Annotated in this window: 28 protein-coding genes and 1 tRNA gene; 15 read left to right on the top strand and 14 right to left on the bottom strand. The window is 62.1% G+C overall.

Annotated elements, in window-relative coordinates; genetic code table 11:
* The first annotated feature begins 48 nt into the window (after positions 1-48).
* The 6 genes from ACWH49_RS18350 to ACWH49_RS18325 all read left to right on the top strand — a co-directional run bounded on the left by ACWH49_RS18350 (position 49) and on the right by ACWH49_RS18325 (position 6,928).
* Entirely contained in the window at positions 49-987 is a 939-nt protein-coding gene (locus ACWH49_RS18350) for an alpha/beta fold hydrolase (RefSeq protein ID WP_448172769.1), read from the top strand.
* A 72-nt stretch (positions 988-1,059) separates the two neighbouring features.
* Positions 1,060-2,164, top strand: a protein-coding gene (gene prfB, locus ACWH49_RS18345; RefSeq protein WP_448172768.1) for a peptide chain release factor 2 whose coding sequence is annotated in 2 segments (ribosomal slippage) — positions 1,060-1,140 and positions 1,142-2,164 — 1,104 coding nt in all. Because the reading frame shifts where the segments join, the coding sequence is not laid out codon by codon here.
* A complete protein-coding gene (locus ACWH49_RS18340) occupies positions 2,161-2,850 on the top strand; it encodes an HAD family hydrolase (protein ID WP_448172767.1) in 690 nt (229 codons plus the stop codon). The genes prfB and ACWH49_RS18340 overlap by 4 nt, the downstream gene beginning before the upstream one ends.
* Positions 2,843-5,530 carry an aminopeptidase N gene (gene pepN / locus ACWH49_RS18335; protein WP_448172766.1) on the top strand — a complete coding sequence of 896 codons (2,688 nt, stop codon included), beginning with the start codon at positions 2,843-2,845 and terminating at the stop codon, positions 5,528-5,530. Before ACWH49_RS18340 ends, pepN begins: the two co-directional genes overlap by 8 nt.
* An 18-nt stretch (positions 5,531-5,548) precedes the next feature.
* Positions 5,549-6,820 carry a 6-phosphofructokinase gene (locus ACWH49_RS18330; protein WP_448172765.1) on the top strand — a complete coding sequence of 424 codons (1,272 nt, stop codon included), beginning with the start codon at positions 5,549-5,551 and terminating at the stop codon, positions 6,818-6,820.
* A gap of 32 nt (positions 6,821-6,852) precedes the next feature.
* Positions 6,853-6,928: transfer RNA gene (locus tag ACWH49_RS18325), tRNA-Thr, on the top strand.
* Positions 6,929-7,145: 217 nt separating this feature from the next.
* On the opposite strand, the gene ACWH49_RS18320 is transcribed toward ACWH49_RS18325, so the two are convergent.
* Entirely contained in the window at positions 7,146-7,751 is a 606-nt protein-coding gene (locus tag ACWH49_RS18320) for a hypothetical protein (protein WP_448172764.1), read from the bottom strand.
* Positions 7,752-8,976: 1,225 nt separating this feature from the next.
* On the opposite strand from ACWH49_RS18320, the gene ACWH49_RS18315 reads away from it, so the two are divergent.
* The 7 genes from ACWH49_RS18315 (at position 8,977) to ACWH49_RS18285 (ending at position 16,336) form a co-directional block, all read left to right on the top strand.
* Positions 8,977-9,279, top strand: coding sequence for a helix-turn-helix transcriptional regulator (locus tag ACWH49_RS18315; RefSeq protein ID WP_448172763.1), 303 nt, complete (start codon positions 8,977-8,979; stop codon positions 9,277-9,279).
* Positions 9,276-9,905 carry a hypothetical protein gene (locus ACWH49_RS18310; RefSeq protein ID WP_448172762.1) on the top strand — a complete coding sequence of 210 codons (630 nt, stop codon included), beginning with the start codon at positions 9,276-9,278 and terminating at the stop codon, positions 9,903-9,905. Before ACWH49_RS18315 ends, ACWH49_RS18310 begins: the two co-directional genes overlap by 4 nt.
* A gap of 12 nt (positions 9,906-9,917) precedes the next feature.
* A complete protein-coding gene (locus ACWH49_RS18305; RefSeq protein ID WP_448172761.1) occupies positions 9,918-10,295 on the top strand; it encodes a hypothetical protein in 378 nt (125 codons plus the stop codon).
* 88 nt (positions 10,296-10,383) lie between these two features.
* Positions 10,384-11,871 (top strand): FG-GAP-like repeat-containing protein, encoded by a 1,488-nt coding sequence (locus ACWH49_RS18300; RefSeq protein ID WP_448172760.1) that lies wholly within the window; start codon positions 10,384-10,386, stop codon positions 11,869-11,871.
* A 274-nt stretch (positions 11,872-12,145) separates the two neighbouring features.
* Positions 12,146-13,078, top strand: coding sequence for a hypothetical protein (locus tag ACWH49_RS18295; RefSeq protein ID WP_448172759.1), 933 nt, complete (start codon positions 12,146-12,148; stop codon positions 13,076-13,078).
* 1,855 nt (positions 13,079-14,933) lie between these two features.
* On the top strand, positions 14,934-15,566 hold the full coding sequence (locus tag ACWH49_RS18290) for a PEP-CTERM sorting domain-containing protein (protein ID WP_448172758.1): 633 nt from the start codon (positions 14,934-14,936) through the stop codon (positions 15,564-15,566).
* A gap of 206 nt (positions 15,567-15,772) precedes the next feature.
* Positions 15,773-16,336, top strand: coding sequence for a PEP-CTERM sorting domain-containing protein (locus ACWH49_RS18285; RefSeq protein ID WP_448172757.1), 564 nt, complete (start codon positions 15,773-15,775; stop codon positions 16,334-16,336).
* A 172-nt stretch (positions 16,337-16,508) separates the two neighbouring features.
* Here the strand turns inward: ACWH49_RS18285 and ACWH49_RS18280 are convergent, their stop codons facing one another.
* The 4 genes from ACWH49_RS18280 to ACWH49_RS18265 form a co-directional block, all read right to left on the bottom strand.
* Positions 16,509-16,646: a hypothetical protein gene (locus ACWH49_RS18280; protein WP_448172756.1), complete on the bottom strand. Its 138-nt coding sequence runs from the start codon at positions 16,644-16,646 to the stop codon at positions 16,509-16,511.
* 1,700 nt (positions 16,647-18,346) lie between these two features.
* Positions 18,347-18,733, bottom strand: coding sequence for a TIGR04438 family Trp-rich protein (locus ACWH49_RS18275; RefSeq protein WP_448172755.1), 387 nt, complete (start codon positions 18,731-18,733; stop codon positions 18,347-18,349).
* A 224-nt stretch (positions 18,734-18,957) separates the two neighbouring features.
* Positions 18,958-19,164 carry a hypothetical protein gene (locus ACWH49_RS18270; RefSeq protein ID WP_448172754.1) on the bottom strand — a complete coding sequence of 69 codons (207 nt, stop codon included), beginning with the start codon at positions 19,162-19,164 and terminating at the stop codon, positions 18,958-18,960.
* Between the two features lie 198 nt (positions 19,165-19,362).
* Positions 19,363-19,545 carry a DUF3606 domain-containing protein gene (locus ACWH49_RS18265; RefSeq protein WP_448172277.1) on the bottom strand — a complete coding sequence of 61 codons (183 nt, stop codon included), beginning with the start codon at positions 19,543-19,545 and terminating at the stop codon, positions 19,363-19,365.
* 208 nt (positions 19,546-19,753) lie between these two features.
* Here ACWH49_RS18265 and ACWH49_RS18260 point away from each other — a divergent pair, with 208 nt between their 5' ends.
* Together ACWH49_RS18260 and ACWH49_RS18255 are read left to right on the top strand one after the other, a co-directional pair.
* Complete coding sequence (locus tag ACWH49_RS18260) at positions 19,754-19,954, top strand: hypothetical protein (RefSeq protein WP_448172753.1); 201 nt, start codon at positions 19,754-19,756, stop codon at positions 19,952-19,954.
* A gap of 130 nt (positions 19,955-20,084) precedes the next feature.
* A complete protein-coding gene (locus ACWH49_RS18255) occupies positions 20,085-20,249 on the top strand; it encodes a hypothetical protein (protein WP_448172752.1) in 165 nt (54 codons plus the stop codon).
* Positions 20,250-20,964: 715 nt separating this feature from the next.
* On the opposite strand, the gene ACWH49_RS18250 is transcribed toward ACWH49_RS18255, so the two are convergent.
* The 9 genes from ACWH49_RS18250 to ACWH49_RS18210 form a co-directional block, all read right to left on the bottom strand.
* The gene (locus ACWH49_RS18250) at positions 20,965-21,312 is read right to left on the bottom strand and encodes a hypothetical protein (protein WP_448172751.1); all 348 of its coding nucleotides are present in this window, start codon (positions 21,310-21,312) and stop codon (positions 20,965-20,967) included.
* Between the two features lie 71 nt (positions 21,313-21,383).
* A complete protein-coding gene (locus ACWH49_RS18245; RefSeq protein WP_448172750.1) occupies positions 21,384-21,629 on the bottom strand; it encodes a hypothetical protein in 246 nt (81 codons plus the stop codon).
* 424 nt (positions 21,630-22,053) lie between these two features.
* Complete coding sequence (locus ACWH49_RS18240; RefSeq protein WP_448172749.1) at positions 22,054-23,001, bottom strand: DnaB-like helicase C-terminal domain-containing protein; 948 nt, start codon at positions 22,999-23,001, stop codon at positions 22,054-22,056.
* 19 nt (positions 23,002-23,020) lie between these two features.
* Positions 23,021-23,413, bottom strand: a complete 393-nt coding sequence (locus ACWH49_RS18235) for a hypothetical protein (protein WP_448172748.1) — start codon at positions 23,411-23,413, stop codon at positions 23,021-23,023.
* Complete coding sequence (locus tag ACWH49_RS18230) at positions 23,413-24,051, bottom strand: hypothetical protein (protein WP_448172747.1); 639 nt, start codon at positions 24,049-24,051, stop codon at positions 23,413-23,415. The genes ACWH49_RS18235 and ACWH49_RS18230 overlap by 1 nt, the downstream gene beginning before the upstream one ends.
* Entirely contained in the window at positions 24,052-24,318 is a 267-nt protein-coding gene (locus ACWH49_RS18225) for a hypothetical protein (RefSeq protein ID WP_448172746.1), read from the bottom strand.
* A gap of 8 nt (positions 24,319-24,326) precedes the next feature.
* Complete coding sequence (locus ACWH49_RS18220; RefSeq protein ID WP_448172745.1) at positions 24,327-24,611, bottom strand: hypothetical protein; 285 nt, start codon at positions 24,609-24,611, stop codon at positions 24,327-24,329.
* A gap of 115 nt (positions 24,612-24,726) precedes the next feature.
* A complete protein-coding gene (locus tag ACWH49_RS18215; protein WP_448172744.1) occupies positions 24,727-25,485 on the bottom strand; it encodes a hypothetical protein in 759 nt (252 codons plus the stop codon).
* An 80-nt stretch (positions 25,486-25,565) separates the two neighbouring features.
* A complete protein-coding gene (locus ACWH49_RS18210) occupies positions 25,566-26,918 on the bottom strand; it encodes a tyrosine-type recombinase/integrase (RefSeq protein WP_448172743.1) in 1,353 nt (450 codons plus the stop codon).
* Positions 26,919-26,998: the final 80 nt, after the last annotated feature.

The following is a 26,998-nucleotide window of genomic DNA, read 5'->3' as shown; positions in this document are numbered from 1 at the left end:
TCGCCGCGCCGACAGCGCGCTTGCGCTGCGCCGCGTACAGTGCCGCGCATGACGACGACCGATCCCTACACCGTGCGGCGCCCCAGCCGTAGCCGCTTCATCACCGTGCGCGGCCTGCGCCACCACGTGCTCGAATGGGGCGACGACTCGATGGTCACGCCCGATCGCCCGCCGCTGCTGATGCAGCACGGCTGGATGGACGTGGCGGCGTCGTTCCAGTTCGTCGTCGACGCGCTGCCGACCGACCGCCACGTGCTCGCGTTCGACTGGCGCGGCTTCGGGCTCACGGACTCACCCACGACCGACACCTACTGGCTGCCCGACTACCTCGGCGACCTCGACGCGGCCCTCGATCTGCTGTTCTTCGACGCCGCGCTCTTTCCCCGATCCAACCCGATCGACCTGCTCGGCCACAGCATGGGCGGCAACGCGGTGATGCTCTACGCCGGGCTGCGCCCGCAGCGCATCCGCCGGCTGGTGAACCTGGAGGGCTTCGGCATGCCCGCGACCAAGCCGGCGCAGTCGCCGAAGCGGATCGTGCAGTGGCTCGACGAGCTGAAGCAGCCCGTCGCGCTGCGCGACTACGCGACGCTGGCCGAGGTGGCCGAGCGCCTGCGCAAGACCAACCCGCTGCTGCCGCCGCAGCGCGCCGCGTGGCTGGCCCAGCACTGGTCGCGTCAGCGGGCGGATGGTCGCTTCGAGATCCTCGGCGACCCGGCGCACAAGCGGGGCACGCCGACGCTGTACCAGCGCGACGAGGTGCTCGAGACCTGGAAGCTGATCGAGGCCCCGGTGCTGTGGGTCGAGGGCGACCAGACCGACATCTCGCGCTGGTGGGGCACGCGCTACACCAAGGCCGAGTTCCACGAGCGGCTTTCGGTCGTGAAGCAGGTCGAGCGCCACACCCTTTCGCCTGCCGGCCACATGCTGCATCACGACCAGCCGGAGGCGCTGGCGCAGCGGCTCGAGGCCTTCCTGGACGCCTGACGAGGGGCATCGGCGCGCAACGTAAAATCGCGCGCTTCGAGCCTTACAGGCTCCGCCTCACGAAAGCGATTCATGGACGTCGAACACATCAATGCCATCGGCAACACCCTGGCCGACCTGACGAAGCGCACGGTCGACCTCCGGGGGTATCTTTGACTACGATCGCAAAGCACTGCGACTGAACGAGGTCAACGCCGCGCTCGAGAACCCCAAGGTCTGGGACGATCCGAAGCGCGCCCAGGAGCTGGGCCGCGAGAAGCGCATGCTGGAGACGGTGGTCCAGACCATCGACCACCTGACCAGCAACCTGGCGGACAACACCGAGCTGTTCGAGATGTCCAAGGAGGAAGGCGACGACGCCGGCCTGCTGGCGATCCGCGACGACGCCGCCAAGCTCGAGGAAACCGTGGCGCAGCTCGAGTTCCGCCGGATGTTCAACAACCCGGCCGACCCCAGCAACTGCTTCATCGACATCCAGGCCGGCGCCGGCGGCACCGAGGCCTGCGACTGGGCCGGCATGCTGCTGCGCCAGTACCTGAAGTACGCCGAGCGCAAGGGCTTCAAGACGACGATGGAGGACGAGACGCCGGGTGACATCGCCGGCATCAAGAGCGCAACCATCAAGGTCGAGGGCGACTACGCATTCGGCCTGCTGCGCACCGAGACCGGCGTGCACCGTCTGGTCCGCAAGAGCCCGTTCGATTCGGCCGGCGGGCGCCACACCAGCTTCGCGAGCCTGTTCGTCTACCCGGAGGTGGACGACACGGTCGAGATCGAGATCAACCCGAGCGACGTGCGCACCGACACCTTCCGCGCCAGCGGCGCCGGCGGCCAGCACATCAACAAGACCGACTCGGCGGTGCGGCTCACGCACATCCCGACCGGCATTGTCGTGCAGTGCCAGGACGGCCGCAGCCAGCACAGCAACCGCGACGTCGCGTGGAAGCGGCTGCGTTCGCGCCTGTACGACTTCGAGATGCGCAAGCGCATGGAGGAGCAGCAGAAGCTCGAGGACACCAAGACCGATGTCGGCTGGGGCCACCAGATCCGCTCGTACGTGCTCGACCAGAGCCGGATCAAGGACCTGCGCACCAACGTCGAGATCAGCAACACGCAGAAGGTGCTGGACGGCGATCTCGATCCGTTCATCGAAGCGTCGCTGAAACAGGGCGTATGAAGGCGCTGCTGTTCGACCTCGACGGTACGCTGATCGACAGCATGCCGCACCACCAGAGCGCGTGGGACGCGTGGTACGCGCGGCGCGGGCTGGCGATGGACTCGTCGGAGTTCTTCGCGGCCACCGCGGGCCGCTCGAACGCCGAGATCCTGGCGGATCTCTTCCCGGCGCAATCGGTGGCAGAACACGTCGCCATGGCCGACGAAAAGGAAGCGCTGTACCGGGAGATCGCGGCGCAGTCGCTGGCGTTGATCGGCGGCGCGAAGGCCTTCGTCGAAGGCGCGCGCGCGCAAGGGCTGCGGCTCGCGGTGTGCACCGCGTCGACGGTGCCCAACATGGCGCTGGCATTCCGGCTGCACGGCATCGACGGCTGGGTCGAGCATGTCGTCAGCCCGGCCGACGGCTTGAGGGGCAAGCCGCACCCGGACATCTTTCTCGAGGCCGCGCGGCGGCTGGGCATGGACCCGCACGATTGCGTCGTGTTCGAGGACGCGCCGCTCGGTGTCGAGGCGGCGCGCCGCGCCGGCATGCAGGCGGTGGCGCTGACGACCACGCTCGCCGCCGAACACTTCGACGCGTTCGACAACCTGATCGCGATCGCCCCCGATTTCACGACCCTCGCGCTGGCGGACCTCACGAGGAACCACCGCCTGCGCCTGCACAACAAGGACAAGCAAGATGCGTGAAGGCACCGCCGCCCTGATCCACCGCGCCGACTACACGGCTCCTGCCTACTGGATCCGCAGCGTCGACCTGACGTTCGACCTCGACCCGGCCAAGACCATGGTGGTCAGCCGCATGCAGGTCGAGCGCAACCTGGACGTGCCCGCGCAGGCGCTGCGCCTGCACGGCGAGGAGCTGAACCTGACGCGGGTGTCGGTCAACGGCGCCTCGGTGTCGTTCCGCCACGAGGACGGCCTGCTGGTGATCGACGCGCTGCAGGACCTGCCCGCCGGGCCGTTCACGCTCGAGATCCGCAACACCTGCGCGCCGGCGAAGAACACCCAGCTGTCGGGCCTGTACACCTCGGGCGGCGGCTTCTTCACGCAGTGCGAGGCCGAGGGCTTCCGCCGCATCACCTACTTCCTCGACCGACCCGACGTGATGGCGGTCTACACCGTCACGCTGCGCGCCGCGAAGGCCGCGTACCCGGTGCTGCTGTCCAACGGCAACCTGCTCGAGGAAGGCGAGCTCGACGGCGGGCGCCATTTCGCGAAGTGGCACGACCCGTTCCCGAAGCCGAGCTACCTGTTCGCGCTGGTCGCGGCCGACCTGGTCGCGCGCCAGCAGCAGATCCGCACGCGCGCCGGCAAGGACCACCTGCTGCAGGTCTTCGTGCGCCGCGGGGACCTGGACAAGACCGAGCACGCGATGAACTCGCTGATCGCGTCGATCGTCTGGGACGAGGCGCGCTTCAAGCTGCCGCTCGACCTGGAGCGCTTCATGATCGTCGCGGTCGAGGACTACAACGCCGGCGCGATGGAGAACAAGGGCCTGAACCTGTTCAACACCAAGTACGTGCTGGCCTCGCCGGCCACCGCGACGGACGACAACTACGCCGACATCGAATCGGTCGTCGGCCACGAGTACTTCCACAACTGGACCGGCAACCGCATCACCTGCCGCGATTGGTTCCAGCTCAGCCTGAAGGAAGGCCTGACCGTCTTCCGCGATCAGGAATTCAGCATGGACATGGCCGGCAGCCCGAGCGCCCGCGCCGTCAAGCGGATCGAGGACGTGCGCAAGCTGCGCGACATACAGTTCCCGGAAGACGCCGGCCCGATGGCCCACCCCGTGCGTCCGAACAGCTATGTCGAGATCAACAACTTCTACACCCCGACGGTCTACGAAAAGGGTGCCGAGGTCGTGCGGATGATGTTCACGCTGGTCGGGCGCGAAGGCTTCGCCGCTGGCATGGCGCTGTACTTCGAGCGCTTCGACGGCCAGGCGGTGACCTGTGACGATTTCGCGCAGGCGATCGCCGACGCGAACCCGCAGTCGGCGCTGGCACGCACGCTGCCGCAGTTCAAGCGCTGGTATTCGCAAGCCGGCACCCCGCGCGTGACCGCGCGCGGCCGCTACGACGCGCCGACACGCACCTACACGCTCGGCATCGAACAGGTCGGCTCGGCCGCGGGCGAGTCGCCGAAGGAGCCTTACGTGATACCGCTCGCGATCGGCCTGATCGGCCGCGACGGCCGCGCACTGCCGCTCCGCCTCGAAGACGAGGCCGCCGACGCGGCAGCGCCGACCGAACGCGTGCTCGTGCTCGAGGAGGCGCGCCAGTTCTTCACGTTCGTCGATGTCGAAGTCGAGCCGGTGCCGTCGCTGCTGCGCGGCTTCTCGGCCCCGGTCACCCTGGTCGACGGGCTGAGCGACGCCGACCTGCTGGTGCTGCTGCAGCACGACGCCGATCCGTTCAACCGCTGGGAGGCGGGGCAGCGCCTGGCGCTCAGCCGGCTGCTGGCGGCCGCACGCAGCGACGCGCCGGTCGCGCTCGATGCACCGTTCATCGACGCGATGCGCGCCGTGCTGCGACACGCCACGCTCGACGCGGCATTCAAGGACCTGGTGCTGACGCTGCCGAGCGAGGGCTACCTCGCCGAGCAGTCGAGCCCGGTCGATCCGAAGCGCATCCATGCGGCGCGCATGGCGGTGACGCGGCAGCTCGCCGAAGCGCTGCGCGCCGACTGGGAATGGGCCTTCGAGACCCATCAGCCCGCCGGCACCTATTCGCCCGATCCGGTGTCCTCCGGGCAGCGCGCGCTGGCCAACCGGGCGCTGGCGATGCTGTGCCTCGACTCGGTCTCGAAGGGCGAGTCGGTCTGGCCGGGCCGTGCCTACCAGCGCTTCAAGGACGCGACCAACATGACCGACCGGCTCGGCGCCCTGCAGGCGCTGGTGCGCTCGCACGCCCAGCATGCCGAGCCGGCGCTGTACCGCTTCTACGAGATGTTCCACCGCGAGCCGCTGGTGCTCGACACCTGGTTCGCGATCCAGGCGAGCGCGCCCGAGGTCGACGGCAAGGTGTTCGCGCGCTTCAAGCAGTTGCTGAAGCACCCCGACTTCTCGATCCGCAACCCCAACCGTGCCCGCAGCCTGATCTCGACCTTCTGCGCCCACAACCCGGCGGCGTTCCACCGCCCCGATGCGGCCGGCTACGTGTTCTGGGCCGACCATGTGATGGAGCTCGACGGCATCAACCCGCAGCTCGCATCGCGTTTCGCGCGCGTGCTGGACCGCTGGAGCCAGCTCGCCGATCCCTACCGCGGTGCCGCGCGCGAGGCGATCGCGCGCGTCGCCGCCAAGCCCGACCTCTCAGCCAACGTGCGCGAGATCGTCACCAACGCGCTGGCAACGACCTGACCCGCAAGGAACCGACCCATGGCCACGACAATCCAGAAAAAGAAGAACGCGTTCTACGCCCAGTCGGGCGGCGTGACGGCGGTGATCAACGCGTCCGCCTGCGGCGTGATCGAGACCGCGCGCGCCCACAAGGACAAGATCGGCAAGGTCTACGCCGGGCGCAACGGCATCATCGGCGCGCTGACCGAGGACCTGATCGACACGACCAAGGAGTCGGCCAGCGCGATCGCGGCGCTGCGCCAGACGCCGTCGGGCGCGTTCGGTTCGTGCCGCTACAAGCTCAAGTCGCTCGACACGCACCGGCGCGAGTACGAGCGCCTGATCGAGGTCTTCAAGGCCCACGACATCGGCTACTTTTTCTACAACGGCGGCGGCGATTCGGCCGACACCTGCTTCAAGGTCAGCCAGCTCAGCGAGCAGATGGGCTACCCGCTGCAGGCGATCCACGTGCCGAAGACGATCGACAACGACCTGCCGATCACCGACTGCTGCCCGGGCTTCGGGTCCGTCGCGAAGTACGTCGCGGTGTCGACGCTCGAAGCCTCTTTCGACGTGCGCTCGATGGCCAAGACCTCGACCAAGGTGTTCGTCGTCGAGGTGATGGGCCGCCACGCCGGCTGGATCGCCGCGGCGGGCGGGCTGGTCGAGGACCAGGGCATCCCGGTCGTGATCCTGTTCCCCGAGATCGTGTTCGACGAGAAGAAATTTCTCGCCCGCGTCGACAAGCTGGTCAAGGAGCACGGCTTCTGCACCGTCGTCGTCTCCGAGGGCTGCCACCACGCCGACGGCACCTTCCTCGCCGAACAAGGCGCCCGCGACGCGTTCGGCCACGCGCAGCTGGGCGGCGCCGCCCCGGTGGTCGCGAACATGGTCAAGCGCGCGCTCGGCCACAAGTTCCACTGGGCCGTGGCCGACTACCTGCAGCGCGCCGCGCGCCACATCGCGTCGAAGACCGACGTGCAGCAGGCCTATCAACTCGGCCAGAAGGCGGTCGAGCTGGCGCTGAAGGGCCACAACGCGGTGATGCCGACGATCGACCGCATCAGCGACGTGCCGTACAAGTACAAGATCGGCGTCGCGCCGCTGGCGAAGGTGGCCAACGTCGAGAAGTTCATGCCGCGCGACTTCATAACGAAGGACGGCTTCGGCATCACCGACAAGTGCCGCCGCTACCTCGCGCCGCTGATCCAGGGCGAGGACTACCCGAAGTACCGAAACGGCCTGCCGGTGTATGTCTCGCTGAAGAACGTCGCCGTCGCGAAGAAACTCGGCGCGTTCGAACTGAAGTAGGCGCCGATTGATCGGCTAGAATGCTGGTTTTGGCCGGTGTAGCTCAGTTGGTAGAGCAGCGCATTCGTAATGCGAAGGTCGGGAGTTCGACTCTTCTCACCGGCACCAGGATCGGCGGGTGTTAGCAAGTTTGCGCTTGCTAACACCTTCTACTCTCTGGTCCGCCGTGTAGCCACGGTGTAGCCGGCGGTATCACGAAATGCACGATCCGCCAGTCGATGGGGGCTCGTACCCGCACAGCACCCTCGTTTTGGGGCGAAGGCTTGGCGCTGTTAATCCGGCGGAAGTTGCTTACGTCCGTCAGGCTTCAGGATATGCGTATGCGTCACTTCCACGCCCGCACAATCTCTCCATCCGGCATTGATACGACACGCCCCTCGGTGACGTTAAGGAAGTGAGTTCGTCTGACAGGCGTGAGACGTCCTTCCTGGCTTCGCTCGTAGCCCACAACTTGGTAAGTCCATTTTTCGGTCTTGATACCAGTCGCGGCCACACTCATGGGTTTGCCCCACCCGCACAGCATGACGTCACCAGCCGTCATGCCGATCACCACTCCTTCGCGGTTGATTTTGTTTCTCGCAAGGCAGGACTTGAAGTCGTCACGTTTTGACTGCGCTGCCACATACGCCATTCGAGCGTTGTCGTTGACGACTTCGAACGTGCATCCGCGCACTGCCGCGTCTACATCGCGCTGCTTAACGGTGTATTCGCGCTCAGCATCTCTCCATCGATTGCCAATCACCTCCTTGCATTCACTTTCCGACTCCCACGCATAGTCGGCCGCTCGTGGAAGATCGCGAAAGCGTGATTCCAGACTCTCATCTATCGGTGGACGCATTTCGACAGGCAACTTCACGTATGCATTCGCACTCGGTGAGCAGACCAATAGCAGGATGGTCAGCGAGCAAAGACTCTTCTCAATTAGATTCATATCTATCTCTTGTTAAGAACTACCCAATCGTACTTCGCCGTTGCGTCGTCGCGGATCGCAATGCGACGATGACGACCCGCCGCTCCGAAACTAAGCGTCGACCACCTCGCGGCGCGCCCGCGGTAACCGGGTCGAAAGTCAGGACTACGCAGCAAAACGACAGCAAGAAATTGCCGGCGCGCTGTTGACGCATGTTGACATCTGAGCCGCCGGCAAACGTCTCGTCATGCCCCTCTTGCCACGTTAATCCTTAGGCGGACCTCAGCAGCACGCCCTGCAGCCAAAGTGCCGATTCAGCATGGCACTCCACATATCGCGGGGGTTCGTAGCGAAGACCAATCGCGACTCGTCCTGTCCACCACACCGTGCGCCCTGTTCCGGACAGCAACACCGGGCCATGGTGCCCTTTTGGAATCTCGCCCCCGAGCTCGCCACACCGGAGAGAGTCGCTCGCACTTTTCACGAACACGTCGTTGGCAGCCACAGTCGTCATCATGATGGTTCCCCTGTACTGATGCGGAAATGTTCGCACCGCATCCGACGCTTGGCAGTGCCCCGTTTAGGGGGCCACACAACAATAGTCTCCCCCTGAACGGGTGCCCGCCCCCTTACACGCAGTACGAGAGTGATTGCAAGCGCACCCGGCAGCTCAAGGTTTCGCCCAAGGTTGCGGCGGGAACCAGCCTGGCCGGAGGTTAGCGGTGCGCAAGTTCGCGAGTTGGTTTGCACCGAAACAGCGGCCCATAAGGCGGTAACGCGCCCCTATTCGACTCCGCGAAATTGTTGACATAGGTGAACCTTTGAGAGGGCAATCGGCGGAAGAACCGGCGCGGTAATCGGCGGACGTGCGCCTCGTCGATTGCTCAGGAATGCTAATGCTGAGGTTCGGGCAAATCACGCTGTTACCGCCAGATCACGGGGGCGCGCTGAGCGCAAGTGCGGAGAGATGCTGATTGAGTCGGCCGAGATGCGGAAGACGCGCGGCAACTGCGCTGGCACCAACCAGCATGAGGAAAAGTCGCGGGGCTGTGGCTGAAAAATCAGCCGGTTCGGACGGCCATGCACTTCCGCCTGGGTGTCCTCAATTGTGAGGAGACCCCCGCCGAACGGACGGGGCTGCGGAAATTCCCGCACGCCCCGCCTCGTGTGGACGAGCCCCCTCTTCGTTGCTGCCTGACCAGCGCCCACAAAACAGGCCAATGCAGTCGTTCAGCATACCGACCGTATGGAACAACTCTCTGCCGCTTCAAACCGCCCCGAACCTGTCGACGAGGTCGCCCAGAGGCGCGCGCGCAAGCATCGGCGCAGCACCGAAGTCGTCGAATTGCAGGCGGTCGCGATCACCGACCCTGATGCGCTGCTCAGCCTGCACGTCGTTCGCGCGTTGACGGGTCTCTCTCCCACCAGCGTGTACGACAAGGTGCGCGCGAAGACTTTCCCTGCCCCGCGGCGCATCAGTTCGAACTGCTCCCGGTGGGTGTCCCGGGAGATCCGCGCCTGGCTCATTGAACAGGCGGCAGCAGCATGAGCCCAACAGCCGACGACACCGCAGTTACCGCGCCGCCCGCGATCGACTGGCAGAGCGTCGAGACCGCATATCGCACCACCGCCCGGTCGGTACGCGAGATTGCCGCCGCCCACGGCGTCAGCCACGTCGCGATTCTCAAGCGCGCGAAGCGAGACGCCTGGGAGCGCGCGCAAACACCTCAGGTTGCCAGCATGATTGCCACGGAAAGCGCCGTTGCGCCAGCCATCACCAGAGAAGCGGTGGCCACCCTGGTTACCGCCAAGAAGCGTCAGTCCGCAGCGGCTCCCGTCACTGCATCCCCTGCCCCCACCAAAGGAAGCAAAGCCAGGCTATTTAAGAGTCCCGATCCCGAAAATCTGATCTACCTCGCAAACACCGCGGGTCACACGTTCGTCGTGGGCGCCGAGTTCGCCGAAATCCCAGCGGCGTTTCATCGCAAGGCGATTCTTGCCGGCTGCGAGGTGAGTGGCACTCTGAGCCCGGAGAATCAAAAAGAAGCGCTGATGATGCGCGCCGACAAGGACGAAAGCGCAGCCGCTGAGGCGGTAAAGCGAAACAGCTTCGGGCGCGGCCGAGATTCGCTCGACAACGAGCACTCAGCCAACGGCGTCCATCTCGTCCGCTAGCGGGCCGGCTCCATGCAGACGCACCAGGCCTCCAACATCGAAGCGCGCATCCTCGAGGCGCGTCAGGGGCTGGTGCGCCCGCATCGGGCCATTCAGGCGGCAATAGCGAACCCGCCGCCGACGCCTGCCTGTTGGCGCAGCCGGGCCGATTGGCTCGACTGGTTGGCTTTGACCTACACGGCCGGTCTTCCGATCACGCGGCGCAAAGACACGGGCAAGTACCGCGGTGAGCGCGTGGTGACTCTGGTCGCCCTGCTGGATATCGATCACTGCATTTGCTGCACGTCGAAGTTCAAGGCCTCGATGCAGCAGCGCGGCCGATGCCAACCGAGTCCCGACGAACGAGAACGAGAGCTCAAGCAGAGCCGTGGTCTAGCGCAAGAATCGTAACCCCCTAACCCCCTCAGGTGTGGGATACGACAGGAACATTCCCGTGAGACATTCCGTTTGCAGTGTTGCATCACAACGGGAAACAAGAATGAAAAAACTTAAGGGTGTCGTGGCGCTGGCGTGTGCTTCCATGCTCGTCGCATGCGGTGGAGGCGGGAGCCCTGAGAGTACCAGCACCGCCAACGTCGCTCCTACGTCGAACGCTGGAAATTCGCAAAGCGTTCTGGCGGGAGCGCTTGTCACACTCGATGGAAGTTCGAGCACCGATGCAAATTCAGATCAGCTTACATACAGCTGGTTCTTTAAGTCGAAACCTGCGGGAAGCGTCGCAACGCTTTCGGGTTCAAATTCCGCTCATCCGACATTCACTGCAGATGTTCCCGGGGTGTACGTTACGACGCTGGTGGTCAACGACGGCATGGTTAACAGTCTGACGTCGACTGTCGCCGTCACGGTCGTCGGCGGCGGTTCTGGTTCCGGGTCAGGATCAGGTTCCAATTCTGCCGGTATACCAACTTTCGAGATTGCGATCATCGACACTGCGGCTCTCCGAGGAATTGGCGACTTCAATGGAGATAAGCGCCTTGACCTAATCGCCGAGGTTCCGGGCGCGACATCATTCGAGGAACCCAAAGCCTACGTCTATCGACAGGAACCTGATGGAACGTATTTTAAGATCCCCATCTCAACGCGCCTTCCATACGCCTTTGCCGCCGAAGCGGATTTCGACCTTGACGGACGCGATGACTTTCCTACTTTACCGCTGGGAGGGTCCTGTGCACTGTCCGTGATGTTCTTCTCGCCGGATCTCCAAACATTCACGACCACAGCTGGTTTGACACCTGGAACTTGCGCTGTGCCATCACTTCGCGCGCTGGACTTCAATAGGGACGGGAAGACTGATCTGGTGCCTCTTAGTTCTACCGCAACGACTGCCTCGTTGGGAACCGCGACTCGGACGTTCGTACCTTTACAGCTTCAGAAGCCATTTGCTCTTCAAGGCGATCTGCTCGCTGCCGCCGACATTGACGGTGATGGCACGGTTGACTTGCTCGCCGCAAATTCCGCTCATGCCTTCAACGAAGTTTCAATATCGATCGCATATGGCGCGGGCTCTGGCAACTATACAAACATCAAGAATTGGACATATCCAAATCTGACCCAGGGATATTCCTCGCCATCTGGGCCGGCTTTCGTCGCAGATTTTAACAAGGACGGTTTCAAGGACATTTTGTATTGTCCGAGCACCTCTGGATCTTGCATGCTCGTTCTGGGTGACGGCCCGCAATCGTTTGCTCCAATTGCTCAACTAGTTTCGTTGACCGGCGGAGAGATCGTGGTCGCCGATATTAACGGCGATGGCAACATGGATGTGATCGTCTCCACTACAGGCGCCGGAGTGCAGATCAGACTCGGGGACGGGAAAGGCATCTTCGCTGTTGCGCAGACGGTGCCCGGTTCAGTGGGCTCGTTTAGCTCACCATCAACCTTTAGGATCGCCGACATTAACGGAGATAAGAAGCCGGACTTGATTCTTACAACTGACGGTGTCTTGCGAGTTTTCAAGCAAAGATAGGGTGTACGAAGCCTTTTTTGATCCGAGTCCAGGCGTTGAGCGCTTGGAGCATCACTCGACGCCTGCGACGCACCGGCAGATGCGCAAGGCGCGCCATTCGATGGCCACAACTGGCCCTCGGACCTCCGGAGCGTTTGCAGTGCCAAGGGTGGTGTGCGCTATGGAGTCTGCCCGCGAACGGTGTCAGCCCATCGGACGCCGTAAAGGTCGCCGCGCTGCTTGCGGATTTATTGGGGCTGCGATTTTTTTGAAGCGACTACCGGAGGGCGGCTGAATGGGCTTGTTCGATGCCTTAAAGGGCGCAGTGCTCGACGCAAACGCGGCGGCTCAAAGCGGTAGGTTGACAAGCGACGTCGAGGCGACGCTAAAAATGATTGATGCCTTGCATGAACAAACGAAAACAGAAGCATTGATGCATTACATCGGCCTCCGCGCCGCAACGCTCGAGCGGTGGCATACATGGTCGCTGGAGGGGCGATTGAAGGCGGCCGAGACTATGAGGGTCGAGGCCAGGAAAAATAAGGACTTTGACGTTGGAATAGCGTGCGGCTATTTCCTCGCTTCCGCGTGGCTCGAATCATCGGCGCGGGCCACGCCTCAGGCTCAAGCGGTTCATCGCACATTGAGTGGAATCGCGGATTCACTGGAGCAGGCGCTTCACCCAGAACCGGCCACCCTGGCTCCGCTTATTGGGCCGGCCGCTTCTGAACCTGCGGCGCTTCCGAGGCCAACGGTTGCACGCGACCCCGACTTCGTTCGCAAGGTTCGCAATTACTCGGAGAGTATCGTAGGCTTCGCGCTGCGGTCCCGTAGTCGAGGTGAACTCGCCCCGACTCTCCCGTCTCTGATCGAGCAGTTGGTTCAGGACGACAAGCAGTTCGGGATCCAGTGGACTGGTGGCGCGTCGATGCGTCAACTTTGCTATGCGACCACCTATGGAGTCATCAAGTCCGTCGCAGGCGTTTCTCGCCTCGCTGACAACGATCGTCGTGTCAGGGCGATCGACTTCTTCGAATGGGAACTGAATCTCCCTGCCGAGGAAGCTCGAACTTTGGTTGACTCTTACGTGAGCCTCGAAAGGGATCACACGACTCAAATCGGCAGAGCAATCGAACACGCTCGATACTCAACTAACCGATCGATCGGGGGCGGAACCGATGCGCCGTTGTTCGAAGCCGCCAGCAGCACTTTTGGTGAACGGCGGTAACCCTCATGTACCGGCCGGGGAAGGTAAACGACGGGCACCGTTGAAGCCGATCGACCAAGATTGCCTCGCGGCGAGCGCAACGCCACCCCGATCCGAAGTGAGCGCAATCAACGCAGAGCCGCCGGTCGTCTTCGTCTCTGTCCCGCTGCAGCAGGATGTCTGCAAGGCGACCGGCAGTCGCGCCCTGGCCCATCCAGGTGATTCGTGCCTTCCGTCGTTGCAGCGTAGCCGCTTCAACGGGCGTCCACGGCGCCAGCCCAGCGGCGTCTTCCCACTCGACTGACTCAGTGCCATCCAAGTCGAGGTGCGGGTTGCGCTCCGCCCAGCCGTTGTCCTGCGGATCTTCGTTCGCCGCCGGGTCGGCTAATCTTGCTAATCCACTAATCGGAGGCTCGTTCAGGGCGGGCGACTCGATTAGCAGATTAGCCCGGTTTAGCAGGGGGCGCCGGCTCGATATCGTCTCGGCCTCGGATGCGAAGCCTGAAGGTCACAGCCGCACCTCCCATGCTTCTTGCGCGCTCTGCCTTCGAGCTCGAGCGAGCCCTCGGGCGGCTGCAATTTGTCCGCGCCTGCCTAGGGCGCGGATCGCGCTAGATAGGGTGAGAAATGAAGCGTCGACCGCTTTAATCGATCCAGTCTCCACCCGCCCAAGGGCACTAGTCACTGGTGACGAGAATAGCCACTGCCGATCTGCGGCGATCCCGCTCCGCTGCGACCTTCCACTTCTTACTATCAGCTCGTTCTCGACGATTCGCGGTAAATGAGGAAGGAGTCAGTCGCACCAAACTTCAAGCGCCCCCTGCTCCGGAATCTGGAACCCGATCGGACGCCGACAATCGCTGCAGCGAAATTGCCCGTTGACTCCAGCTGCGCCGAACGCGCGGACCGTCTGCATGCATTGTGCATAGGGGCAAGTATTCACAAACCATCCTTCGCCAAGAGGAGGTCTCTCACGAGGCTGCGGTGGGGAATCTTGCGGAGGCGACCGCCCGCAAGCCATCGATGTCGGGCCTATACGTAGTTGTCATGCCCACCTCCAAGGCGCATTGGCATTCAGATGTCGCACCGTGGCGTTCCCCATTCTTGGATTGGGACCGAGTGGAGCATCACGCTTGAGTGGGAGCGGATGGTCGCCGTGACATACGAATGCGGCGAAAACTCGAAACGAGTCTTGCTTAGGGCTGAACTATGAAGCTTGCGATTCAGCACTTTCAAGTCGGAAAAATCGGAAATCGGCCCCTGCGGACTTCAGGCGCGTGGCTTGCCGACTACTAGATACGCGCTGTTGGAATTCATCAAGCGTAGAGCGTATGACTGTATATTTGTACAGTATGGAGGTCATCGTAGTCCGAATGCGGGTAAAGGGGGAGAAGCTGAGCCGAGAGCGATCAAGGCTGCTGAGACAGTGCGTGGCACTCTCGGTGTCCGAGTCGTCTTGGTCACGGCAACGAGGTCGTCATCGTTGCGTGCTTGCTCATACCGAATACGGTCGAGCTTGTGCCCCGAAGCCGATTAACACGAAGCTGTCTCCGCTCATCTGCGTCAGCCTGACGTGATTGAGGACCGGTAGGAACTGAAGACAGGTGGCAGGAACGACTACAGAGCGTTCCATCAGTCGTAGTGGTGTCGACTTGCGACGGACTCGATTGCTGTCAACTATGTTGACGAGCCGCTGCGAAGCGCCATGGCCGACTTCTACGAAGAGCAGGCCGACGCTTAGTGGACCCCCTAACTCGGGGTCCGCGCTAGTCCTATCGCGAGATCGTGTGCGTAAGGCGCATACGATCAGGGCGTGTGGCGTCAATTCGGATGCACCACATGGCAGTCCACCAAAAAAGATCGCAGAAAGAACTTGATGTTTAAGTACACCGCGCTAGCTCTCGCCCTTCTTTCCGTCGCCGTGCCAGTTGCAGCGCAGAACCTTCCCGGCACCGTCTTTACTGTCACCACCGACAGCGATTACAACAACCCCTACAACCCCTACGGCTACATCAATCTCACTGACACACCGTCAGTCGGCAATTTCGGCTTCGGTGTCGAGTGGAGGGCGGGACGAGCTGAGTTTTCGCTCGAGGGCATTCAGTCCGTCGCTGATGCAAGTTTCAGCCTGACTCGTATGGGCGTTTCGGCAATAAACCGGGAACCGGCTGTCGACGCCGCGATGACCATTCGGACATATATCGGCAATGGCATTGCAGAGGTGCGCGACTACACCCCGACGATCACGGGATCGTTAGGCTCATTCGCGTTCGGTTCGCTGCCTTTCGGAACAGTAGGCAGTTTCGACGTCACGCAATTGGTCAACCAAGCGATCGCGCGTGGCGATAAAGCTTTCGGAATTGCGCTTGACCAAATGGCGTACAGCAACAACTTCGGAACGGTGGGATCGCTGACATTGCACGTCACGCCCGCCATCCCTGAGCCGAGCACCTATGCAATGCTTCTCGGCGGTTTGGCGCTCGTGGCCTTCGCTCGCAAGCGTCGCTAAAAACCTCGTCTGCTCGGGCCACCTTTGTTGGTGGTCTCAACCTTCGACTGATCCAAGCCCTGTGAGCTATGTCGTGACCCGCTGCGAAGCGGGCCGCACACATCAATAGTTTGCTGTTGGCAACACCGCGCGAAATACCCGCTTCAGGGGTTGCCGCTGGCTATAGGGTCGACAACGTCAGTGGCTTACCAAATGGAGTTGTACAAATGCGCAAGCTGTTAATCGGATTGATTTTGTGTGTGGCAAGTTTCGCCACGTCGGCGCAGCAGACCTATGCGCTTGGATTTTCGGGTTCGGGATCGTTTCTGCCGTCGGGGTTTGAGTGCTCACCGATCTGCACTCCTACGACATTTCCATGGACCGGCGCGGTCACGCTCACAACATCGAGCGCCGCCGACGGCGTGTACACGGACGCCGACCTTCCCAACTTCAACTTTCAGTCCTCGTTCGGTGGTTTCTCCTCCTTCAACACCGACGGGTTTGGTGCAGGCTCGTTCTATGGCCCGTCCAGTGTGACTGCCACCGTGGCCGACCACACTGTCACAGGAATCTCGGCGCGTTTTTGGACGTCGCCGTGGACCGTATTCACCCTGACCGGGTTGAATGTGCAGCTGCAAGATGGCCTCGACTTCGGTGGATATCCCGCACATCACGCAGGACTCGTCAACGCTACAGCGGTCCTCACGCCCGTACCGGAGCCATCGACGTGGGCTCTCATGATGTTGGGACTTGCTGGCGCAGTCGGAATTCGGCGCTACAAGCGGACTTGAGCCAATGGGGACTCAGTAAAGCTTCCGCCAGTTTGTGCCACCGAGAGTCGAATAGTTCGCGAAGAGACTCGCGGTGAACTCTGGGGCGCGCGGCATGCGGGAGCCTGCATACGCGCACGGCCTCTTAGTCCAAAGATCGACCCGATACTCGAATCCCTGTGCGACATCTCCTTCATGGGGTCAACGCGCCCGCTTCCGTGGGTGGCTCCTCGAGCAAGTAGATTTCTGCCGCCTCCTCAGGCGTCAGGTCGGGCGATTCCGGGAACGCGGCCTCGGCCAGCACCGAGCCCATCGCGTCGTCGCCGGCCACGCTCGGCTGCAGCTGGCGCAGCCGCTTCGCCGCAGCGGGGCACCCATTCGTCCTTTGGCATCTTCGACACGATAGTTCTCCTCCACAACTATCGTATTGGCCTCGCCGCTACTTCGCTGTCAGACGCTGCCGCAAGTCACATTCTCGGGCTGCGCTTCGGCATTCGGGGAATCCCCATGGCCGTGGGCAGGCGGAAGAATAGACTTTCTAGCCCGGTGAGCTGGAGGTAATCATGGACTCGTTCGTGGACCTGCGGTGGGTGGAGCGCGCGGCTGCGCGCTTGGTTGTATTAGACGAACTGTTGAGCTACGAAGACGCGTTATCGATGGCCAGAGCGCTGGCACTACAGCAGCGTTCAAGGTAGGCGATCCCGAAGTCGTCGTGGAGCAAGCGTTCGGAGCCGAAGGGCGGCTTCGACGCCCTGCAAAGCGCGCTCCGGCAGTAGACCCAGGGCGGGCAGAGCCCATGTCGTGGCCTTTGCAATCGCTTGGCAAGTAACGCGGGCGCGTTCGCTATGGATTGGAGCAAGCAGTTCGATTCACTGGTGACTCAACAGTCGCCGCACTTACCGCCGCCATCCTTGGTGCGGAACACGGTGAAAAGGCCCCAGTACCGCCTCACTCGAGAAAACGCCGCGGACTACGATCTGCTCGTGCTTCTTCCGAGATCGACTGCAGATCTCGCCGCTGCTATGAACGTTGAAGCCTCAGCGGTGCTCGAGCGCTTGAAGAAGCTCCGCTCCCAGGGTACGGTGCGCTTGGACCGGGTTGTATGGCGGGTATGCGGGAAGGCCAGTCCGTCGAAGTTTTAATCTGTGTGTCCTTACGAACAGAGCGCACGGCAGTCGAAGCGCAACATGGCCCGGCAAGCTGAGGAGACGAAACATAAGCAATCAATGCAATTCGACCTACTGTGGCATCCCCATCGCGACCCGCTGGGTGGAGTTGGACCCTGAGCTACCGGGTGGTCCAGCAAGGTTTACGGCCAGCTTCGTGACGGGCGTTGTCGGCGTCGCGTCGGGCTCCTGGACTGAACTGACACCGGGCCACGTATTCGTTTCGCCGAAGACAGCAGTCGCATACGCGCTTCATAAGGCTCGCAAGTTCGCTGCCAGCATGTGCAAGTCGAGGGCAGTCGCCACGTCGCAATGACGATCCGTGCCCTCGTGTAGCTCGCTGCCGATGAGTGAACCGCGTTCTTACACGCCAATCTCGCGACGGCCCTGCGGTGGGCTAGTGGCCGTGGTGCTTACTGCAGGCATGGAGTATCGGCACCAAGGCAAATACGCTCGCTAGACGAAAAAATCGTTCGACAACCCCAAATCGCTGAGACTATCGAAGGATGTCATCGATAGTTTTGCGCTGCAGCGCGGCGTCTTTGGCAACTCCGCGCAGGAGCAAAAGAGCCTCTTCTGGGGATAGAAGTGAAGCACCCTGATAGGTGGCGTGCGCTAGGCGGACCGCTAGCCCAACGTCGATTGCTCCCGTTGACAGCAAGAGCTCGGCGAAACGCCTGTACCAATCAGCTTCGGATTTTTCCACGGCACCCCATTGCAGTCACCTCCGCATTGTGCCCGCACATCTGAACACTTGACTGTCTGTGAGACGCCATCGGAGCTGACTACGGCGCACTTGTCGATAGGCGCACAGGGAACGGGTGCCCTAGATAGGAACCCGATCGATGTCAGTTTCTCCGAAGCTCTAGTCTTGCGATTTTTCGCCAGGTCTGGTGACTTCCGGCTGCTCACTGTTAAACCGGCTTCCTAACAACGAGTCGCGATTCTGCTTCCGAATCTTTGCGCGCCGCCCTTCCACGCGGTCTATCTCCCGCTGGCGAGCAGCAAGCGCTTTTTCGGCTTCCGGACTTTGCCCAGTTGCGGTCAAAGCATCGCGGCGCCGTTCTGCCTTACGTGCCTCCATTCGCTTCATCTCTCGGCGCTTATCGAGGCCGGTCGCATCCGAAAACTTCCACCACAAGACCGCAAGCGCCAGTGGAGCGATTGCAAGCCACCAAGGGCACTCAGCAAAGGGGCCAATCGCGGTAGCCTTTAGCGCGACCAGCACCAAGCCAATTAGGACGAGCAGCATCGTGTTCCTTCGTTTCCCAGATGATTGACTATCGGATTCGACGCGACGCTGCCCAATCGCGCGCCGACCTCTCAGGTGCCTGAGTGTTCCGGTACGGCCACAGGTTCAGCGCAGCCTTCATTGCGGACTTCTTCGGCATTGGCGGATGTGCGCGGAGGACGAGTTCTTTAACGAACTCAGTTACCCAAAGGTCCTTGTCCGCGCTCATGTATCGCGCACGCCCCTCATTGACCGTTCTGTGCCGGGGGGTCCTCAAGCAGATAGATTTCTACTGCCTCTTCGGGCGTCAGATCCTCTGCTTCGGGGTACGTCGCCTCGGCTAGGGCTAACTCCATCGCTTCGTTGCCAGACACCTCCGGCAGCAGTTCCCTCAGCTTCTTGGCGAAGCGCGGCACCCACTCGTCCTTCGGAATCTTCTGCATCGCGCTCACGCTGTGCGCCGCCCTGGCACCGGCTCGACGACCGCGTCTTCGCGCAATTCATGCGCGCGCTTCGCAGGTTTACGAGGCCCCAGCAACTGAAGCATCAGGCGCGCTTCGATCTGGTCGGCAAGGCACTGACCGCATACGCCTGGCGCCCATCCGGTTGCTTCTTGATAGTTAGTGCCGCAATCCGTGCAGGCAAGCATCTCAGCGCCCGCCCTTAAGGTATGCCTCAACCTTCTCGGCTCGATCGCCGACTGCGGCTACCGCTTCTTTCAATCGGTCGGGCGTGACTCCGAACTTCTTCGACCAGTCCCTCAGTTCGTAGTCTTGGTTGACGTTGATGCGCTTGCGATCTTGACCGCTAGCGTTTGTCTGGTCATCGGACATGGGAGGCTCCTATCGACGCGCAAGTGGCGCTGATCGGATATTCCGCCCCGGTCGCAGGCGGGCGCGACAGAGAAGCGCGCCTCACGCTGAAGGCGCCGTCCGACACACTGCGGACAACACGATCAATAACCAGGAAATTGATTGCGAAACTCAATCGCTCGTGGCACTGTGGTTATGTACAGTAGTCCGTCTACAACCGGAGACGACCATGGACCATCACCTAACTCCGCCCGAATGGATTGCGATTGCCGCCCACCGCCTGCACTACCGCTGGCGCTCGATCAACCCCGGACAGCTTGAGGACGTGGCCGTTGAACTGTGGAAGGACGAGCACCTGTCCGGCTTAGAACCGGCTCGCGCCGTTGATGCCTGGCTGACGCCGATCCTGCCCCCTCCCGCGCCCCGCTGAGTGCTATGAGGGTCGAAGTCATTCGGCTACGGCTGAAGGGCGAGAAGAAGCTGCCTCGGGAGGCCGTTAAGGCGGCTCAGTGCGTCATTGGCGAACTGACCGTCAGGTCGCGGCTCGGGCAGGCAAGGAGGTGGTTTTCATCGCCGTTCTGGCAGATGAGAAGCGCTTCGAGATGCTGCTACCGGCCTTGGATCACGTCCGCCTGACTCGGATGAGCGGCGACAGCTTCATTCTCTTTGGCATCGAAGAGGAAGGCCTGACGGAACGCGTCTTCAAGACGTTCCCTCAGGCCTAGTGGTGCCGGCCGGCACGCCCTGAGCAAGAGCCGGGACAGATCATCGGATATCTGCAGTTGGACCCCTCCGTCATGGCTGACCTGTACCCCGAACAGGCTGAGTCGTGAGCCGCGTCAGGTAGTCTTCCCGGGTCGTTTGTGCAGCGCGACCCCTTCAAGTCTTTGCTGCCCGGTCGTAGCATCGAACGGTCCTGTCACAAGAGACCAGTGCTGCTGCTTCTCAATCCTGGCCACGTTCAAATCTGCTCACGGGCTGCCGTCCAGGCCAAAGAGAATGGTCTGGCGCATAAGCGAGCGCGCTCCTTTTGGCGAATGGGTAGACCCCGAGGCGCCACCTCAGCCCGAGCGGCTATCCCAGACCGACTTGCCCGAGGTGACAACGAACGGTGGCTGGCTTGTCTCGTCGTTCGACCTCCTGAGCGGGTCAGACGTAGAGGAGGTCGAGACCACCGTGCAGGCGGAGCTATTCGATGAGATGTTCCCGTCGCCGGACAAAAAGAGGCCCAAGAGTTAGAGCGACCGCCCGGGCGACGAGAAGCGGACCATATCCGCACGCTGCAGGACCGGCGCAACCAGATGGCCCGGTCGATCGTGCCGGCCGACTAGAACGGCACCTCGGGCATGTTGGACTGCCCGAAGAAGACGCACGGCACCAGTTGAAGCACCAGAGCGATGAAGATGACCCAGTGGCCGAGGCGATTGAGCATGCGAACGTCTACTGCTCTTCCTTGTCAGCGGACTTCTTCCCGAGCCTTCCCGCACCGAAGCCACCTGCCGCGCCTAGACCGGCGCTGATGACCATCTGCAAAATCTCTTTGACGACCGCATCCTTGTTCATCGTCAGCCCCCAAATCGCGAAGGCCAGCAAAGCGACGAGGCCGATGCCAGCAAAGATGAGCTTGTCACGGCCCACCTTTCGGGCGTGCGTGCGAACTGCCTCGCGATCGCGCTCTTGAGCGCCGAGAATATCCGACGCGTGCTTGGACTGGTAGTCAAGCTCTTGCTTGCGGATGGACAGTTCCTGGGAGCGCAATCCAGCTTCTGTGGACTGCTGCGCGATCATCTGCCTGATCGTGTCTTCACTGAGCGCGGGGAGCTTGGCCCCGCCATTCTTCTGAGGCGGCTGAGGGCCGCTCACTTTTGCCCGTGTCTCGGCTTTGGCCCTGGGATTGCCCGATACAACGGACGCGAGTACACGACTTGAAAAGCGCCGAAACCTGGCTTACCCGCCGACGGGTGGATCACCGTCGACGACTTGATAATTTGCGGGTTCTCTTTCATCAGCTTGAGAAACGCCGAAGCGCTGAGGCGCTCGGTCTCAATCGGGAAGATGTCTACGACTGCGTCGGCGGATCGACTCGCGCTGCTAAAAACGGTCATGAGAATCGCCCTCCATGGCTGACTGTCGAGAACTGAACGGTGCATTTTGCACCATTTGGTGTAACCCCGTACCCCCGCAGATCGTGTGCTAGTGGGCGCTCCCGGTTCGAGCCAAATCCGTTGCGGCATAGGACGGGAAGACGCCTAGGCTTCGTTTACTTCAGGCTCACTTCCTCCGGCTGAAGTCAGCGTCGACCAGAATCGCAGTGGCAGATCGTCTGCATCGACAAACTCGCCAGAGAGCCGTTTGACGATACGCACCCGCTCTGCCGGCCAGACGACAACGGGCGCGCGATGGCCGTTCACGAGCCGAGCGAACGCGTGCTCCCAAAGTGCATGGTTCACAACCTCAGGGTAGGAGCCGCGGTCGTCAGCACTAGTGGGCGGGGAGACGATCGGGTAGTTAATCCGGTAGACGCTCATTTCAAGCCCCCGTCCTGTGCGGAAAGCCACCATAGAAATTCAGAGCAGCAGCGCCGGCAGCGCCGACAAATTGCTGTGAGTCCTTCTCGTACCAAAGCTGGAAGCGACCTTCCCACTCTCCGTTGCGCTGCTTATCGCAGATCAAGAGCGCGTCGGGATCCGACGGACTGACCATCTTCCCGGCCTGCTTGTCGCGCTCCTTTTTTTTGTTGCGCCACACCAGCAGCAGGTTGTCGACTTGATCGGTGATCGAGCCGGAGCCCTTCACGTCCATCTTGTCGGGCTGGGCTTCCTCGTTCGCCAACTTCTTGATGTGGTGCACGAGGTGGATGTGCATGCCGTAGTCGCGGGCGATGGCGGTGATTTCGTCCACGAACGCCTTCTGGCCGTCGTAGTCGTCCTCACCCTTCACGCACTTCATCAGGCTGTCAATGAAGAAATGGGTGATCTTGAGCTCCTTGGCGCAGTAGCGCAGCACGCCAATCAGCGTCTGCGTATCGACCGTGCCCTGCTGGTCATAGAGCCAGAGCTGCTTTGTCGTCCAGTCGCGGAACTGCTCGTATGTGTCTTTGAACGCGGCCATCACGGCAAGGTCCGCCAACTCGTGCGGCATGGGCGCCGCCTGGCTGCTGAACTGGCGGGACATGCGCTCGAGGGTCTTGCGCGGCTTCATCTCGAAGCTGGCAATGCACACCCTTTCGCCTTGAGTGCACAGGCTCAAAGCAGTCAAGCCCGTAAGCAAGCTCTTGCCGTGGCCGTTGACCCCACCCCACAAGGTGACCTCACCAGGTCGGAACTGGAACAACGCGTGCGATTTGTCCCACGGCAGGTAGGCCTTGGATTCGTGGCGCTCGGTCCCAAGGTCGTCGATCAGGTCTTGGATGTATTCGCCGGCCGGTCGGACCTTCTGCTGCGGCTCTGTCTCGCGCATGTATGCGCCGAAGTCCATGCTGTCTGAGCGGAGCGTTTTAGCCATGAGCCACCCCCGACGCAGTCGCGGCCGAGTACTCCAATACGCCATCGGTGTCGGTCGTCTCGATGGTATTGAAGGTTACCCACTCACCGGAGCCAACACGACGCAGCACCGCCGCGATGACACGCTGAGCGTTGGCCGCTATGCAGGCGTTGCGAACGGCGTGAACCCGGTGAATGTCACTCCCCTCGACGTAGCAGTACAGGCCCGCGACGCATCGCAGGTCCGGGCGCCTGTCGGCCGCGTCGAGTTGCAGCACTGCTTTGGTGTTGTCCATCTCGCGCCATTCGTCGGCGAGCCGCAGGTTGTTTGGCTCCGTTTCGATGAACACCCAATCCGGAACGTAGCCGGCTAGGCGCATCTCAATCAATCGGGTGTGGCCTTGCATCAGATGCTCCCAGCAAACGCGGATTCGACTTCGACCTCTGCCCCGTCCCACGCTTCCTTGCGGAGATAGACGATGGGTGCGGGCACGAACTGTCCGGCGTCCTTGGTCCAGTCGGCGGTTGATGCTTTGGCCCGGACATGAGCGACGATCAACTCCGCGCTCTTGGCATAGCCCTTTGCCTTCCAGAGGTCGCGGCACTTGCTCTTGCCTTCCTTGCGGTCGGTCCTGGGCCAGGCTTTCCAGAATTCCTCGAACAGGAAATCCGCCCGGGGGGCATGCTCTGTCTCTGTCTCTGTCTCTGTCTCTGGTACAGCAACTTGCTCGCAGACTGCTAGCGGGTTGCTAGCGTCGTGCACCACGTCGAAGAACTTCTTATCAATCAAGGGCTTAAGCGAATCGGACACTTCCTTAATCGTCATCCGAAGCCGGAAAGCCAGTTTTTCCGGATCTGCGTCGATAGCGCCGTCAACCGAGTCGCTTGCGAGCAGCCAAAGCATGGGCGCTAGCGCTCTGCTAGCAACCGGCAAGCGCTGGAAGTCGAAGTTATCGAGCAGTGCCTTGTGGAGCCGAATCCAGGGGGGATTGCGGTCTCTGTAGTGCTGAAAGTCCCGCCAGTTCCGAGGGGCGATCTGGTGCATTTACCGACCCCCTGCTGCTACGAAGCCTCGTCCGGCACGGTCAAGGTCGTCAAGACCATCGATCGCGGCGACGACCATCCGCATATCGCGCAGCTTGCGGACTAGCCCGCCAATGTGGAGCGCGTAGCCACCGTGCTCGTCGAGGTCGCGAAGGTCATAGCCGAGGCGCGCGAACCGCTGACGATGGAGGGCGAACTGGGCCTTGCGCTTGGCTGGTGAGTCGTTAACGGTGACCGCGAAGAGGTGGCTGCCGGCGAGTGCGTCCAAGATGTGCTTCACGCCTGCACCCCCAACACCTTGCGGATGCCTGCGACGGGCCAAGCGAGCCGGCCAGACACGCGTACCGGACGAAGACCTTCGGGATACGTTTCCGCCGATGCCCAGGCGCGAGCGGTCTGTTCCGCCCGGCTCAGGTGACGGCACATCACGGCGGTTGTGACGTGCGTGCGGGTCTCAAGGTGAAGAGGAACGAAGTCGACCGGAATCGCTTGGGTCGAAAAAGCCTGTGGGGCGGTCTCTCCGAGCCGAACCTCGGGGCTGTGGTGCGTCGCAGTCTGCATGGGGTACTTTCCAGAACCTCACCGAATGGCAAGGCATGGAGGCCCATTCTTTTCACGACGACTCGCTCGGAAACCCCTGCGGCGTCACACGGCGCCCGGCGGCGGCGCGCGGCGATCAGCGGCGTCGCTCGCGCGTCTCCGGGTGAAGTCGCTTGTGCAATGCGTCTCGCGTAAGGTATCTGTCTTCGCCACCCTTGCTGTACTTAACTCCACGGGGCGTTGCGGCCAGAAGTGGAGCGTGCTCCTCCTGCGCTAGCGCCTCTAGGCGGGCGAACACTTCGCTCGTATCCGCCGGCGATCGACACAGAGTCTGGGCGTACTCGATGGCCGGCGTGAGAACGTCGCGGCTCTTGCGACCCAGTAAGTGCTGCCGCGTCGTATTTGCTAGCGACGAAGGGGGCATGATCTGATGCGGCGGCGCGGAGCGCGCCGTCTCAGCGCCCCGACCTTCGGGTGGAGCGAAACCCTCCCTGACAAAGAAGACCATCGCATCCGACATCCCGGGAGGCGAGAGGTTAAGTTCCATATCGGTCGATCTGGCGCAGATGAAGGTCACATCGTCGCTCATGTCATCAAGCTCATCTGTATCCGTCCCCGGGACAAAATGCGACCGCACGATCACTCGCCGGAGTTCTTCTAGCCAAACGAAGCAGCTGGCTGGGAGAGCTCGTACCGCCTCTGAATTCCAGCGCTCTATGTCCTCCGCGGTCAGCCCAATCCCAGCCGCCGGCCGAATGCGCTCAATCGCTTCGAATGCTGAATCCCAGTCCCGGTGCAACATCGTGCCAACGTCGCCGCGCTCGTCCACATGCCACGCCACCAAGTTGCCGAGACCAGTGTCGCGCCGTTCGCCGGCGAAGGTCGCCGCAAGCATCGGGGCCGACACCTTCTAAGCGACGTAAGGGATCGCGCGAACGGGGATCGCCTCCCTCCCCTGGACCATCACCACCATCTTCATGACACCATCACCACGGCCGGTGGGATAACGAACGCAACTTCCGCCTTGGAGAGGATGAACGATTCGATCTGGGCCAAATATGGACGCAGAGCGTCCACTGACCTCGGGCGATATCCCTCTGCAATCGCACTTGGTTTGTGCCCCATCACTTGCGCAATCGCGCCAGCAGGCGCGCCGGCAGCCTCGCCCAAGAGGGAGAAGGTACGTCGCAGCCCGTGAATTGAGACATGTGGAATCTCCGCTCCTTCGAGCACCGACGAGTGAGGCGCGCGCGGTTCGGAAATACGCCCTGTCGCGCTCATGGCGCTGGAAAAGACGAATGGGTTCGCCTTTCCGTCACGGCCTATTGCCCTCGGGAGGGCTTGGAGCAATTGAGCCATGTACGGCGTAAGCGGGATTACTCGTGTCGCGTCGACCTTATCCGCGATCGTCAGGCGTTTCCACCGGAAGTCCACGTCGGCCCAGCGCAAGCCGGCCAGTTCTTCACGCCGTGCGCCTGTCAGTACAAGCGCTTGAAGGTACGCCGCTGCCGGCCTGTTCTTCAGCTTGAGCGTCCCCGCGAACCAGGCCTTCAACTGGTCAATCTCGATGGCGTCGCGACGCTTGTTAACCCCCGGCAGCACGTCCCCGAGCTCACTGGCCCGCGCTGCATCCCGCGTAACCAAGTCGCGAAGATCCTTCTTGGTCGCGCACCACCCCAGGAACCCGGAGAACATCGCTACCGCTCGAGCCGCTTGCACTGGCGCGCCCTGAGCCTCATGCGTGTACCAATCTCGAATCACATCCTGATCGATCGACGCCAGCGGCAGGGGCATAAGGCCGGCCAAGTGTCCTGGCTTGGTCAGCCCCGCGCCGCGCTTTTTCGGCTCGCCGCCCATTGACGCAGCCTTATTCAGATCGGCGACGTATCGCGGCTTCCACGCGCTGCGGCGTTTCGGCTTCCCTTCCGCCATGTACCGGGGCCACACGTCGGCGACGGTCAATTCACGGCTGACGGCTTCCGCTTCTTCGGCGGCTCGCGCAGCAGCACGCTCACGCATCAGGTCTCGTGGGTCGGTTCCCGTGTCCAGCACGACCCGAAGCCGGTTGGCTTCAACGCGCGCACCATCAATCGTCCACGAACGAACGTCTCCGATCGTTTGGCGGATCGTTTTGCGATTGAGCTTGGCCTCGAAGACGTAAGACTTGGCGCCCGCAGCGGTCACGCGAATGCGAAGACCCGGTGTCTTGCGGTCACGGAGGAACGCTTGACCCTTGTCTGGTGGGCACCTGAGCGCCTCAATAAGCCCGGCGCTCAGGTCGTGGCTAGCAGCCAAGTCGATCAGTTCGTCGGTCTTCCTGCGCGCCATCTGGCTCTCCGTGTAGCCACCATGTAGCCACTTTCCGGATATTTTGCTGAACCTCGATCAACACTGCGAAGGTTCAACCG

The sequence above is a fragment of the Rhizobacter fulvus genome, assembly GCF_964020785.1.
This window is presented reverse-complemented; position numbering and strand designations above follow the sequence as displayed.

Bases quoted from the DNA above. Each gene is read 5' to 3' on its own strand.
- ACWH49_RS18350 (WP_448172769.1), top strand. From the start codon at position 49: ATGACGACGACCGATCCCTACACCGTGCGGCGCCCCAGCCGTAGCCGC.
- ACWH49_RS18340 (WP_448172767.1), top strand. From the start codon at position 2,161: ATGAAGGCGCTGCTGTTCGACCTCGACGGTACGCTGATCGACAGCATG.
- pepN (WP_448172766.1), top strand. From the start codon at position 2,843: ATGCGTGAAGGCACCGCCGCCCTGATCCACCGCGCCGACTACACGGCT.
- ACWH49_RS18330 (WP_448172765.1), top strand. From the start codon at position 5,549: ATGGCCACGACAATCCAGAAAAAGAAGAACGCGTTCTACGCCCAGTCG.
- ACWH49_RS18320 (WP_448172764.1), bottom strand. From the start codon at position 7,751: ATGAATCTAATTGAGAAGAGTCTTTGCTCGCTGACCATCCTGCTATTG.
- ACWH49_RS18315 (WP_448172763.1), top strand. From the start codon at position 8,977: ATGGAACAACTCTCTGCCGCTTCAAACCGCCCCGAACCTGTCGACGAG.
- ACWH49_RS18310 (WP_448172762.1), top strand. From the start codon at position 9,276: ATGAGCCCAACAGCCGACGACACCGCAGTTACCGCGCCGCCCGCGATC.
- ACWH49_RS18305 (WP_448172761.1), top strand. From the start codon at position 9,918: ATGCAGACGCACCAGGCCTCCAACATCGAAGCGCGCATCCTCGAGGCG.
- ACWH49_RS18300 (WP_448172760.1), top strand. From the start codon at position 10,384: ATGAAAAAACTTAAGGGTGTCGTGGCGCTGGCGTGTGCTTCCATGCTC.
- ACWH49_RS18295 (WP_448172759.1), top strand. From the start codon at position 12,146: ATGGGCTTGTTCGATGCCTTAAAGGGCGCAGTGCTCGACGCAAACGCG.
- ACWH49_RS18290 (WP_448172758.1), top strand. From the start codon at position 14,934: ATGTTTAAGTACACCGCGCTAGCTCTCGCCCTTCTTTCCGTCGCCGTG.
- ACWH49_RS18285 (WP_448172757.1), top strand. From the start codon at position 15,773: ATGCGCAAGCTGTTAATCGGATTGATTTTGTGTGTGGCAAGTTTCGCC.
- ACWH49_RS18275 (WP_448172755.1), bottom strand. From the start codon at position 18,733: ATGCTGCTCGTCCTAATTGGCTTGGTGCTGGTCGCGCTAAAGGCTACC.
- ACWH49_RS18265 (WP_448172277.1), bottom strand. From the start codon at position 19,545: ATGTCCGATGACCAGACAAACGCTAGCGGTCAAGATCGCAAGCGCATC.
- ACWH49_RS18260 (WP_448172753.1), top strand. From the start codon at position 19,754: ATGGACCATCACCTAACTCCGCCCGAATGGATTGCGATTGCCGCCCAC.
- ACWH49_RS18250 (WP_448172751.1), bottom strand. From the start codon at position 21,312: ATGATCGCGCAGCAGTCCACAGAAGCTGGATTGCGCTCCCAGGAACTG.
- ACWH49_RS18245 (WP_448172750.1), bottom strand. From the start codon at position 21,629: ATGACCGTTTTTAGCAGCGCGAGTCGATCCGCCGACGCAGTCGTAGAC.
- ACWH49_RS18240 (WP_448172749.1), bottom strand. From the start codon at position 23,001: ATGGACTTCGGCGCATACATGCGCGAGACAGAGCCGCAGCAGAAGGTC.
- ACWH49_RS18235 (WP_448172748.1), bottom strand. From the start codon at position 23,413: ATGCAAGGCCACACCCGATTGATTGAGATGCGCCTAGCCGGCTACGTT.
- ACWH49_RS18230 (WP_448172747.1), bottom strand. From the start codon at position 24,051: ATGCACCAGATCGCCCCTCGGAACTGGCGGGACTTTCAGCACTACAGA.
- ACWH49_RS18220 (WP_448172745.1), bottom strand. From the start codon at position 24,611: ATGCAGACTGCGACGCACCACAGCCCCGAGGTTCGGCTCGGAGAGACC.
- ACWH49_RS18215 (WP_448172744.1), bottom strand. From the start codon at position 25,485: ATGCTTGCGGCGACCTTCGCCGGCGAACGGCGCGACACTGGTCTCGGC.
- ACWH49_RS18210 (WP_448172743.1), bottom strand. From the start codon at position 26,918: ATGGCGCGCAGGAAGACCGACGAACTGATCGACTTGGCTGCTAGCCAC.